Below are 11,682 nucleotides of genomic sequence, written 5' to 3'. Positions count from 1 at the left end.
GACCGAGGACCACCGAGGACCACCGAGGAGCGAGGAGGGGCCGCCATGCCGCCCGTGACCAGGGACGATCCGTACGCGTCCTACAACTTCCAGATCATCGTGACCAACGTCAGCGACGACGGCGTCGCGGTGAGCGGGTCCTTCACCGAGGCCAGCGGCCTTGAGCTGGAGATCCCGCCGATCGAGTACCGCAACGGGAGCGAGGACATCACCGTCCGCAAGATCCCGGGGCTCAAGAAGTACACCAACCTCACCTTCAAGCGCGGCATCACCGGCCATGTCGGCTTCTGGAACTGGGTGGTCGAGGCGCTCAACGGCAAAGTGCGGCGCACCTCCGGTTCGATCGTGCTCCTCGACGAGAACCGTCAGGAGGCCATGCGCTGGAACTTCGACCGCGGCTGGCCGACCAAGTACACCGGCCCGACCCTGAGCGCCACCAAGAACGAGATCGCCATGGAGACGCTCGTCCTCGCGGTCGAGAAGCTGGAGATCGACGTCTGACATGACCAGTGAAGCGCTTCCCGGCGTGTCCCTGACGCTCGCGCCGCGCGGGTCCGAGGCGGAGCCGCTGCGTACCGACGTGGCGGCGTTCCTCGGCCGGCTCCGCCGCGGTCCGGTCGGTGCCCCGGTGCGGGTGGAGAGCTGGAACGACGTCGTGGGCGCCTTCGGTCCCCCCGCGAGCTCGTCGGGCCGGGGAGACCCGCTGGACGGCGCCTGCGCCACCCCGTACGCGCTGCGCGGATTCTTCGAGAACGGCGGCCGCACGGCCTGGGTGCTCCGTGTTTCCGGGCCGGCCACCACGGCCTGGACACGGTGGACGGTCGGCCCACTGAGCGGATTCCCCGCCACGTCCTACCGGGTGGTCGCCACCAGCCCGGGCACCTGGGCCAACGGCGCGCGGGTCGCCATCCGCTACCAGGCCAGCACGGTCGCCGGACCGCCGACGGTGAGCGTACGGGTCACCGTGCCCGGCGAGGTGCCCGAGGCGTTCCCCGGTCTGCCGCTCCCCGAGGCGGCGGACCGGCTGGCCACGTCCCGTTTCCTCCGGCTGGTCCCGGACGGGCCCCCGCCGCCGCCCGGCCGGCGCGGCCCGATCTCGAAGTCCTGGGACCTGACACTCACCGGCGGCACCGAATCCGCGCCCACCCGCGGCGAGTACGAGGACGCCGTGGCCGTACAGGCCGACCTCCCGGAACCGGCGCTGGTGGCGCTGCCGGACCTCGGCACGGACCTGTCCGGGAGCGCCCACACCGACGTGGTGCTGGAACTGCTCAACAGTGTCGCCCCGTTGCACGACCGGCTGGCCGTCCTGGACGTACCGCCCCGGCTGTCCGGCGTGGACGAGGTCGTCGACTGGGTGGGGTCGCTCACGGCGACGGGAGACAGCCGGCTGCTTGACTGCGCGGCCGTCTACCACCCGGCGCTGCGCATCCCCGACCGGCACGGGCTGCGCACCATCCCCGCCTCCGGGCACGTCCTGGGCGTCATCGCCCGCCTGGACGGCGAGCGCGGAGCACACCACACGCCTGCCAACGCCGTGGTCCTGGATGCGGTCGACCTGGCGGACGAGTTCCCCGAGCCGCAGCAGGTACGGCTGTTCGAGGCCGGCGTCGACCTGGTGCGGTGCACCCGAGGGCAGGGACTGACGGTGTGGGGCGGGCGCACCCTGTCCGCCGACCCCCGCACCCGTTACATCGCCCACCGCCGCCTCGTACACCTCCTGGTGCGTGCCATCCGGAGGGTGGCGAGCCCGCTGGTGTTCGACGTCAACTCCCCGGAGCTGCGGCTGACGTTGGTGAGGGCAGTCACCTCGGTGCTGCTCTCCGCCTTTCGGGCCGGGGCACTCGCCGGGGGGCGGCCAGAGCAGGCGTTCCGGGTGGTGTGCGACGACACCGACAACCCGCCCGAGCAGGACCCGGGAGAACTCGTCTGCGAGATCGAGGTCGCCCCGGCCGTCCCCATGGAGTTCATCCGGCTGCGCCTGGTACTCGGCCAGGACCGAGGTCTGGAGGTGATCGAGGCATGAGCGAGGACCCGCTGCCGAAGTACCGGTTCCTGGTCACCCTCGACCCCGGCGACGCCTATCTGCCGGCCGCGCAGGCGCTGCTGCTGCCGCTGGTCGCGTCCGGTGCCTTCCAGGAAGTCACCGGTCTGGGCGCGCAGTTGGAGGTGACGAGCTATCCGGAGGGCGGCCGCAACGACTCGGTGCACCAGCTGCCGCTGCGCCACTCCTGGAACCGGATCACCCTCAAGCGCGGTGTGGTCCGCGATCCGCTCCTGTGGGCCTGGTACCAGGCCGGGCTCGCCGACTCGCTGGGCGCCCGCCGCGACGGCGCGGTGATCGTCCTCGGCCCGGACGGGGTGCCCGGTGCGGCATGGGCGTTCCACGGCGGTCTTGCCGCCAAGTGGACCGGTCCGGACCTGCACGCGGAGCAGAACGCGATCGCCATCGAGTCGCTGGAGATCGCCCACGAGGGACTGACCAAGGTCCTTCAAGGCGCCGCGGCGAGCGGCTCGTCGCGACCGAACCGAGGGAGGTGACCGTCGTGCCGAAGGTGACCATTCACCAGCTCGAAGTGCGGTTCCAGGTGGACGGCGACGACGGCGCGGTGTTCACCCGCCTGTTCAACAAGCACATCCAGGCCTGGTCGAAGCTGTACGAGGAGGCGTGCGCCCGCGCCGCGCACACCGAGGCCGAACGCCGCTTCGGTCACGAGGAGGGGCAGTCATGAGCGTGACGCCCGTGTCCTTCGCCCGCCAGGGCGCGGCCCAGGCCCGCCTGGAGATCGTCCGGCCGGTGATCGCCGATGAGCGGCAGCGGCGGATCCCGCTGCGGTTCAACCCGACCGACTACAAGCTGAGCAAGAGCAACACCTTCGCCGAGATCACCATCCCGGGCCTGGAGACCCCGCCGCTGCAGTATGTGCGCGGCGGCACCGAGACCCTCACCGTCCAGGCGCTCGTCGACACCTCCGACACCTTGGAGAACGTACGGAAGGCCTATGTCGACGCGCTGCGCAACCTGCTGAGGCCGGACAGCCGCGAACACGCGCCGCCGGTCGTGCGGTTCGTGTGGGACGAGGAGGTCTTCACCGGCGTCGTGGAGAAGCTGGACGTCAACTACCAGCTGTTCCGGCCGGACGGTGTTCCGCTGCGGGCCGTGCTGGACCTCTCGCTCAAGGAGTTCCGCACCGCCGCCGTGCAGGTCGCCGCCACACCACGCTCCTCGCCCACGGTGGAGAAGAGCTATGTGGTGCGCCGCGGCGACACGCTCAGCTCCATCTCCAGCGCGCTGTACCGGCGGCCCGACGCCTGGCGGGAGCTGGCGCGTGCCAACGGCATCACCGATCCACGGGACCTGCGGCCGGGCCGGGTGCTGACCGTGCCCCGGCTGCCGTGAGGAGCGCGCCATGAGCACCCCCACTCCCGAGGTCGCCTCACCCGACCGGTACGCACCCGAGTTCGAGGTGCGCATCGAGGGCCTGGAGATGGACCCGTCCACCAAGAACGACATCATCGACATCAAGGTGAACCGGGACATCGACGAGATGTCCGGCTTCGACCTGACCCTCAACAACTGGGACGACGCCGGCCTGCGTTTCAAGCACAGCGACTCGCCGGCCTTCAGGCTCGGCGGCCGGGTCTCGGTGCGGCTCGGCTACGCCGACAAGCTGCTCACCGTCGCGACCGGGACCATCTCCACGCTCAGCCCGAAGTTCACCGACAGCGCCTCGCCCACCGTCCAGGTCAGCGGAGTGGACGGGCTGCTGCGGCTCAAGGACCGCAAACCCACCGAGAACGAGACGAAGATCTACCGCAATCAGCCCGACTGGCAGATCGCCGAGCAGATCGCCCAGCGTAACCACCTGCGGGTCGAGGTCACCCGGGAGGGGCCCACGCACGACCTGGTGGTGCAGAAGAACCAGGACGACGCGACGTTCCTGCTGGAGCGGGCCAAGCGGCTGGACTTCGACTGCTACATCCTGCCGGACCCCAGGACCGGCGAGGACACGCTCTACTTCATCAGACCGACCGACGGCCGCGACGGCCGGCCCATCCGGGTGTACCGGCTCGCCTACGCGCCGGGACTGTCCACCGGGCCCACCGCCCAGCCCGAGGGGCTGATCCCCAACCTGCTGGAGTTCACCCCGACCCTGACCGTGTCCCAGCAGGTCAGCAAAGTCACCGTGCGCGGCTGGGACCCCCGTACCAAACAGTCCATCGCGTTCACCGCGACCGCGGAGAACCTGCCGGCCGGGCAGAACACCGCCGACGGGCAGAGCGGGCCGCAGGTCGCCGAGTCCACCTTGCAGGGACGCCAGGAAGTACTGGTCGACGCGCCGGTCGGCAGCGACCAGGAGGCCCGCGAACTGGCGATCAGCCTGCTGCGGGAACGGGCGTACGAGTTCATCACGGCGACCGGCAAGGTGGCGGGCCTGCCCGAGCTGCGGCCCGGCGACAACCTGGAGATCTACGGCCTCGGGCGCCGGTTCTCCGGCATGTACTTCGTCAAGCGCGTCGAGCACACGCTCAACACCAGTGGGTTCTTCACCCAGTTCACCGGACGGCGGATCCACCAGGGGGACCAGTGACCATCAGGACCACACCGCGGGCCCGCAGCACCGACAAGCGGTACTACGGCGTCGTCTCGGCGATCGTCGTGGAGAACGACGGCGACGACGAGGGCCAGGTCAAGGTGAAGTTCCCGTGGTTCGACGACGTCACGGTCACCGACTGGATCCGCGTCAGCCAGCTGTACGCGGGGAGCGGCTACGGCTCCCTGTTCGTGCCCGAGAAGGGCGACGAGGTCCTGGTGGCCTTCGTCCACGGGGACATGCGGTACCCGATCGTGCTCGGCGGCCTCTACAACGGCGAGGACAAGCCGCCGACCGCCCGCACCCAGGGCCGCGACCAGAAGATGATCCGGACCAGCCACGGGCATGAGGTGCTCTTCGACGACGCGGCGGACAAGGCCGCCGTACGGATCACATCGGCCGCCGGGCACGTGGTGGAACTGGACGACCAGGGCAAGGCCATCCGGATCACCGCCGCCGAGGGCGGCAGCGTGACCGTGACCGCGCAGGGCGAGATCACGCTCAAGGCGCCCAAGGTGACCGTCGATTCCCCCTCCATCGACCTCGGCGGCGGCGCCACCGAACCCCTGGTGCTGGGCAACGCGCTGCTCCAGGCGTTCAACACCCACACCCATCCGTCCGCCGCCGGGCCCACCGGCCCGCCGGCCCCGCCGCTCACCCCCGCCGTACTGGCCAAGAAGGCGAGGACGGCATGAGCGAGGAGTTCCTCGGGACCGGCTGGCGGTTCCCGATCCTGCCCGACGCCTCCGGGCGCCTGGGGTACGCCGTCGGCGAGGAGAGCATCGAGCACTGCCTGCGGGCGCTGCTGCTCACCGGCACCGGCGAGCGGGTCATGCGGCCCGAACTCGGCACCCGCGCCCACGAGCTGGTGTTCGCGCCCGGCAGCGTGCAGAACCTGCGCGACCTGGAGACTTCGATCGCCGCTGCCGTCCGCGACCACGAGCCGAGGGTGGAGCTCGACGAGGTCCGCGCCGAGGCCGACCCGGCCGACGAGGCGCGGATCACCGTCTCGGTCGTCTACCGCATCCGGCGCAGCAACACCAAGGCGAACCTGGTGTTCCCGTTCTACGCAGGGCTCACCGGCTCCACCGGCTCCCCCGGGAGGACGCCATGACCCTGCCCGCGCCCCAACTGGACGACCTCACCTGGGCCGACATGATGGCGGCCATCCGCCGCCGGATCCCCGCCGAGTCGGACGGCACCTGGACACTGCACGCGCCCGTCGACCCCGGTGTCACCCTCCTCGAACTCTTCGCCTACCTCCTCGAACAGCGGCTGTACTGGCTCGACCAGGTGCCCGACGCACTCGTGGTCGCCATACTGCGGCTGCTCGGCCTGGAACCCCCGCACCCCGCCCGGCCCGCCGCCACCGTGCTGAGCGTCGCGGCCCGGCAGGCGGGCACCGCCGTCCCGGTCATCCCCGCCGGGACGGCGCTCACCCGTGACCCGGCGGGGCAGATCGTCTTCACCCTCGACGAGGACGTGGCCGTCTTCCCGCTCGCGGAGGACGGCGAGGTCACCGTCTGGACCGACCGCGACCGCACGGCGGACCTGCGCGCCCGTCGGGGCGTCCCGCTGCTCGCGGCCGACGGGGCCCCCGCCGCAGCCCGGTTCACCCTGCCGCTCGCCGGAGCGCACCCCGCGCCCGGCCCGCTCAGCCTGCTGTTCGAGCTGGACGCACCCGCCGCGTCCGTGCCGGCATGGCTGCCCGGGGCGGTCGCCGACGTACCGCCGCCCGCCGAGCTGACCTGGTCCTGGTTCCGGCCCGGGACCGATGTCTCGGGCCCGTTCGCCAAGTGCGAGGACGGCACGGCCGGGCTCAGACGCTCCGGGGTGGTCCGGCTCCACCCGCCCGCCGGCTGGACCACCCAGGACAGCGGGATCCTGGTGTCCACCCCCGCCGCGACCCACGCCGCCCCGCCGCGCCTGCTCCAGCTCGCCGTCAACGCGTCCGCCGCACACCACCGCCGGCGGCGCACCGCGAGCGGCAGCGAACTCCAGGAGCAGATCGACGCCTGGCTCAAGCTGCCCGGCGAGCACCTGGTGCTGCCCGAAGCCGCCGAGCGCCTGCTGGAGGCGACCCTGCGACTCGGGGGCCAGGAGTGGCGGGCCGTACCCGACCTCACCTTCGGCGGGCCCGCCGACCAGGTCTTCGTACTCGACCGGACCGAGGGCGCGCTGGTGTTCGGCGACGGACTCACCGGGCGCATTCCCCACCCGCGCCAGGAAGCGAGCGTCGAGTACGCCATCGGCGGCGGCCGGGACGGCAACGGCGGCATGACCGCGAACTGGGTACCGGCCGGGGACTCCACGGCGGCGATCAGCGCCGCCAGCCTGGTGCGTGCCGAGGGCGGTGCCGACCCGGAGACCGTCGCCGAGGCGCGCCGGCGCGCGGCCGCCTCCCTCAGCGAGGTGACCCGCGCGGTCACCGTGGACGACTTCACCACCCTCGCCCGTACCACACCGGGCGTCGCCGTCGCCCGCGCCTACGCCTCCCTGGGGGAGCACCCCGGCTTCCCGTGCACCCCGGTGCCCGGCGCGGTCACCGTGCATCTCGTGCCGGCGGTGCCACGCGAGGACCTGGCCCGCGAGGACTTCGTGGCCGCGCCGCGCCCCGATGCGGGCATGCTGCGCGCGGTCGCCGCCCACCTGGAGCGGGCGCGGCTGCTCACCTCCGAGGTCTTCGTCCGCGCGCCCCGCTACCGCGACGTGGTGCTGCGCGCCGACCTGTCGGGCGACCCCGCCGACCGCGCCAGGGTGTCCGCCCAGCTCACCGAGGCGCTGCGCCGCTACCTCGACCCGCTGGTCGGAGGCGACGACCAGGACGGCTGGCCGTTCGGACAGCCGCTGCGCCCCTCGGCCCTGCTGCGGGCCGCGCACCGCGCGCTGGGGGACCTCGCGGACGTCTCCGCCGTGGCGATAGGCCTGGACGGGGCCGCCCCGGACGAGGACTGCCGGGAAGTGCCGCTCGGGCCCGGTGAACTACCCGTCCTGCGGGCGGTCCGCACGCGGATCGTGCGCGCCGTCGAACCGGGGGAGGGGCTGGCATGACCGGCGACGTGTGGTGGGAGAAGGCCGCGCGCGATCAGGACGGACGGCTCGTACCGGGCCCCGGACCGACCGGCGTCCAGCCCGAGCTGACCGACGCGAGCCGAGAGGCGGTCCGGGCCGCGGTACGCGGCCGGATCGCGGGCTACACCCCGGACTGGACCGATCCCGACCGCCAGGACGCAGGCGTCGCGCTCGTCCGGCTCTTCGGCACCCAGACCGAACCCGTACTCACGCGCGTCAACCGGCTGCCGGAGAAGGTGCTCGCCGAGCACCTGGCGACGGCCGGAGTGCGACGGCGTCCGGCCGGGGCGGCGGCCGCCCTCCTGGAGTTCACCGTGAACCCCCCGGACGGCACCTCCGTCCTGGTGCCCGCCGGATTCCAGAGCGCGGCGTCCGGCCCGGCCGGGCAGGTGGTGTACGAGACCGACCAGGACCTCTACGCCACCCCGGCCGCCCTCGCCGCCCTCGCCGTACAGGAGGGCGGAACGCTTCAGACGCTGCCGCTGGGACCGGCCGGGCCCAGCCGTCCGTTCGCACCGTTCGGCCAGGACCCCGAGCCCGGCAACGGCCTGTGGATCGGGCTCGCCGGGACGGCCGCCCCCTACCCGCAGCTCTCGCTGGGCTTCGTCGTGGTCGCCGCCCCGCCCGCCCCCGCCGACTCCGGCGGCCTGGTGCCCCTGCCGCTGACCCCCGCGCCGCTGCTGCACTGGGACGTGCTGGACGGCACCCGGCTGGTCCCCGCCGAGCTGGTGCGCGACTCCACGGCCGGGTTCCGGGCGAACGGGACCGTCGAGTTGCGGGTGCCGCGCTCATGGGCGCCGGGCAGCCCGCCCGGCAGCCGGCCGAGGCCCCCGTTGCGCTGGCTGCGGCTGCGGATCGCGCACGGCGCCTTCGCCGGACCCGCGCCGGTGCTCTCAGGGCTGCGGCTGAACATGGTCGCCGCCACCGCCGCCCGCACCATCAGGGACGAGCCGCTGCAGCCAATCGAGAACAGCGGGGACAGCGGGGCGAGCGGACGGCGCCGTATGCGGCTCAGCCAGCTGCCCATCCTCACCGGGTCCGTGGTCATCGAGGTCGACGACGATCCCGGTGGCGATGTGTTCGGCACCGTGGCCGGCTCCGCCTCCCGCTGGCGGGAGGTGGAGAGCCTGGCCGGATACGGCGCCGACGACCGGGTCTTCACCGTCGACCACGAGAGCGGCGAGGTGACCTTCGGCGACGGCGTCCACGGCGCGGCCGTACCGCCCGGATTCCGCAACGTCCGCGCCGTGCGCTATCGCGTGGGCGGCGGCAGCGCCGGAGCCGTGCGCGCGGGCGCCGTCAGCGCCGTCGTGACCGCCCTGCCGTACGTCATCGGCGTCAACAACCCCTTCCCGGCCTCGGGAGGCACGGATGCCGAGCCCGACGCCGACGCGATGCGCCGGGGGGTCGGCGAACTGCGGGCCCGTGGCCGGGCCGTGGCCCCGGCCGACTACGGCCTGCTGGCCACCCGCGCGCCCGGCGCGTCGGTGGCCCGCGCCCACGGCGTGCCCGGCCTGCACCCCGACTACGCCGGGGTACCGATCCCCGGCGTCGTGGGGGTCCTCGTCGTGCCGCCGGGCGACGACAGCGGAGAGCCGCCGGTTGCCACCGCCGCGACACTGCGGGCCGTCGCCGACCACCTCACCCGCGAGGCCGCCCCCGCCGGGGTCACGGTGGTCGCCGCCCCCGTGCCGTACCGCCGGGTCGCCGTCGAGTCATGGGTCGCCCTCGACCCGGACCTCGACCGCGCCGCAGTCCTGACCAGGGCGGGCGACGCGGTGCGCGGCTATCTGGACCCGCTGCGCGGCGGGGAGGACGGCGCGGGCTGGCCGTTCGGCGGCGCGCTGCGGCACACCGCACTGGTCCGGCGCCTGCTCGCGGTCGACGGGGTGCTGGGCGTCGACCGGCTCTCGCTCACCGTCGACGGACTGCGGCTGCCGCCCTGCACCGACCATGCGATCGGGCCCCACGACCTGGTCTGGCCGGAGCGCCCGCTCCTCATCCCGGTAGGAGACCGGCCATGACGTGCACACCACACCCCGCGACGTTCCGCCTCCTCGACGGGTACGTCGGCTGGGACCAGAGCCCCGCCGGAAGCGAGCCGGGCACGGGCGGCATCGTCGGGTTCGACGAGCCGGACGGCATCCGGCTCGCCCATCCCGGCGGCGCGCCGGAAGGACCCACCAGGGAGCAGGTCCTGCCATGGTTCCCCGACCCGCGTCTGGCGCCGGCCTGCGGGTCGTGCGGCTGGTATCTGCTGGTCCCCGAGGAGCGACGGCTGCTGCGCCGCGACGTGTGCAGCGGCGCCTTCGCCCCCGTACGGCCGCCCGAGTGCGACCCGGGCCTGCTGCGGCGGCCGGTCTCCGTCGCCGCGCGTGGACACCGCCTCGCCGTGGTGGAGTCCGACCGGGTGCTCGTGTGGCGCCGCGAGGGCGCCCAGCTCGCCGGGGTGATCCGGGTACGGCGGCCAGGACGGGTCGCGCTGGGGCCCGGTGACGAGGTACTGATCGCCACCCGGGGCAGTACCGACCTCCGCCGGTTCGACTCGGCAGGCGGACGCAGAGGGGTGCTGCGCACCGGGGCGCGGGGCGAGGTCATCGGCCTGCGCGTCGCGGACGAGCGGACCGTCTGGCTGCTCACCGACGACGGCACCCGGCTGCGGATCTACCGCGGCGGGCACGGCCGGCCCTTCCGCACCGCCACCGCGGACGAACTCGCCGTGGCCCTGGCGCCTTCCACGCTCACCGCCGTGGACGAGAACGGGTTCTGCCTGGACGAGAAGGGCCCCGACGGGCCCGTGACCCACTGCCACACCTGGCGGGGCCTGCCCCGGGACGCCCTGCCGCCGCGCACCGACACCTACCTGACCAGCGGCTCGTATCTCACGACCCTGATCGACAGCGGTGAATCACGCTGCCGCTGGCACCGGGTGCGCGTCGACGCCGAGGTGCCCGCGGGTACCTCGGTCTCCGTCGGGATCGTGGTGACCGAGGACGGCCGCTACGAGCAGAGCGACTGGCAGACATCGGCCCCGGGGGCCACGGACTTCCTCGTCGACCAGCCGCCCGGCCGCTTCCTGCGGCTGCGGCTGCGCCTGTCGGGTGACGGCGGCGCGACTCCGGTCGTGCACCGGATCCGCCTGGACTTCCCCCGCGTCACCAGTGCCGACCTGCTGCCGCCGGCCTTCCGCCAGGACCCCGCGGCCGACGACTTCACCGAGCGCTTCCTGTCGCTGTTCGACGCCACGTTCGCCGACCTCGACCGGGTCATCGAGCGGTATCCGGCGCTGCTCGACCCGGCCGGCGTACCGGAGGGGGTGCTGCCGTGGCTCGCCGGACTGCTCGGCCTGTCGTTCGAGGCGGGCTGGGACGCGCGGACCCGGCGCGCGCTGCTCGCCGCGGCCCCGGAGCTGTACCGGCGCCGGGGCACGCCCTGGGCACTGCGGGAAGCGGTGCGCATCGTGTTCGGGGTGACCCCGGTCATCGACGAGCTGGCCAAGGACCGCCGCTGGGCACAGCTGCGCGCAGCCGTCGGGTGCGCCCCACCGGGGCGCGTCCCGCCGCCGGGACCGCGCCAAGGGCTCGGCGCCGTACGACTGTTCGGCCGCTCGGCGAGCCGCTTCCGGGTCGGCGGCTCGGCGCTGGGCGCGGCGCCACTGCGTGCGTTCGGGGCGCCCGACAGCGATCCGCTGTCCGCGCACGCGCACCGGTTCCGGGTGCTGCTGCCCGCCGGGTCGGCGGACATCCGGGCGCTGCGACGGCTGGTGGAGCGCCAGGCGCCCGCGCACACGGTGGGGGAGGTACGGACCGGCGGCGCTGGCTTCGTGGTCGGCTCCCGGTCCACGGTCGGCGTGGACACCGCGTTCGTCCCGCTGCCGCCGCCCGTGCTCGGCGGCGCAGACCCGTTGCGGCTGAACCGCGACGGAGTGCTCAGGCCGGGATCCAGAGGATTGCGCCGAGGGGTGGGCGTGGGAGTCGTCTCCGCCGTCGGTGTGCATACGCAAGTGTCGTGAGAG

At 73.6% G+C, this 11,682-nt stretch carries 11 protein-coding genes; all 11 read left to right on the top strand.

The window, feature by feature from the left end:
- The first annotated feature begins 45 nt into the window (after positions 1 to 45).
- The 11 genes from K7G59_RS02300 to K7G59_RS02250 are packed head-to-tail and all read left to right on the top strand — an operon-like array spanning position 46 to position 11,679.
- Complete coding sequence (locus K7G59_RS02300) at positions 46 to 501, top strand: phage tail protein (RefSeq protein WP_225830072.1); 456 nt, start codon at positions 46 to 48, stop codon at positions 499 to 501.
- A gap of 1 nt (position 502) precedes the next feature.
- Positions 503 to 2,026, top strand: a complete 1,524-nt coding sequence (locus tag K7G59_RS02295) for a phage tail sheath subtilisin-like domain-containing protein (protein ID WP_225830071.1) — start codon at positions 503 to 505, stop codon at positions 2,024 to 2,026.
- Entirely contained in the window at positions 2,023 to 2,541 is a 519-nt protein-coding gene (locus K7G59_RS02290; protein WP_225830070.1) for a phage tail protein, read from the top strand. Before K7G59_RS02295 ends, K7G59_RS02290 begins: the two co-directional genes overlap by 4 nt.
- 5 nt (positions 2,542 to 2,546) lie before the next feature.
- Positions 2,547 to 2,732, top strand: coding sequence for a putative phage tail protein (locus K7G59_RS02285; RefSeq protein WP_225830069.1), 186 nt, complete (start codon positions 2,547 to 2,549; stop codon positions 2,730 to 2,732).
- Positions 2,729 to 3,400, top strand: coding sequence for a LysM peptidoglycan-binding domain-containing protein (locus K7G59_RS02280; RefSeq protein ID WP_225830068.1), 672 nt, complete (start codon positions 2,729 to 2,731; stop codon positions 3,398 to 3,400). The genes K7G59_RS02285 and K7G59_RS02280 overlap by 4 nt, the downstream gene beginning before the upstream one ends.
- 10 nt (positions 3,401 to 3,410) lie before the next feature.
- Positions 3,411 to 4,592 (top strand): phage late control D family protein, encoded by a 1,182-nt coding sequence (locus tag K7G59_RS02275; RefSeq protein WP_225830067.1) that lies wholly within the window; start codon positions 3,411 to 3,413, stop codon positions 4,590 to 4,592.
- Complete coding sequence (locus K7G59_RS02270; protein WP_225830066.1) at positions 4,589 to 5,290, top strand: phage baseplate assembly protein V; 702 nt, start codon at positions 4,589 to 4,591, stop codon at positions 5,288 to 5,290. The genes K7G59_RS02275 and K7G59_RS02270 overlap by 4 nt, the downstream gene beginning before the upstream one ends.
- Positions 5,287 to 5,709, top strand: a complete 423-nt coding sequence (locus K7G59_RS02265; RefSeq protein WP_225830065.1) for a GPW/gp25 family protein — start codon at positions 5,287 to 5,289, stop codon at positions 5,707 to 5,709. The genes K7G59_RS02270 and K7G59_RS02265 overlap by 4 nt, the downstream gene beginning before the upstream one ends.
- On the top strand, positions 5,706 to 7,646 hold the full coding sequence (locus tag K7G59_RS02260; protein WP_225830064.1) for a putative baseplate assembly protein: 1,941 nt from the start codon (positions 5,706 to 5,708) through the stop codon (positions 7,644 to 7,646). The genes K7G59_RS02265 and K7G59_RS02260 overlap by 4 nt, the downstream gene beginning before the upstream one ends.
- Positions 7,643 to 9,691, top strand: a complete 2,049-nt coding sequence (locus tag K7G59_RS02255; RefSeq protein ID WP_225830063.1) for a putative baseplate assembly protein — start codon at positions 7,643 to 7,645, stop codon at positions 9,689 to 9,691. The genes K7G59_RS02260 and K7G59_RS02255 overlap by 4 nt, the downstream gene beginning before the upstream one ends.
- A complete protein-coding gene (locus tag K7G59_RS02250) occupies positions 9,688 to 11,679 on the top strand; it encodes a phage tail protein I (protein ID WP_225830062.1) in 1,992 nt (663 codons plus the stop codon). Before K7G59_RS02255 ends, K7G59_RS02250 begins: the two co-directional genes overlap by 4 nt.
- The last annotated feature ends 3 nt before the right edge of the window (positions 11,680 to 11,682 follow it).

The organism is Streptomyces sp. NK08204 (assembly GCF_020400585.1).
Classification (GTDB): Bacteria; Actinomycetota; Actinomycetes; order Streptomycetales; family Streptomycetaceae; genus Streptomyces.
Note: the sequence above shows the minus strand (reverse complement) of the source record. Positions and strands in the feature narration are given on the sequence as shown.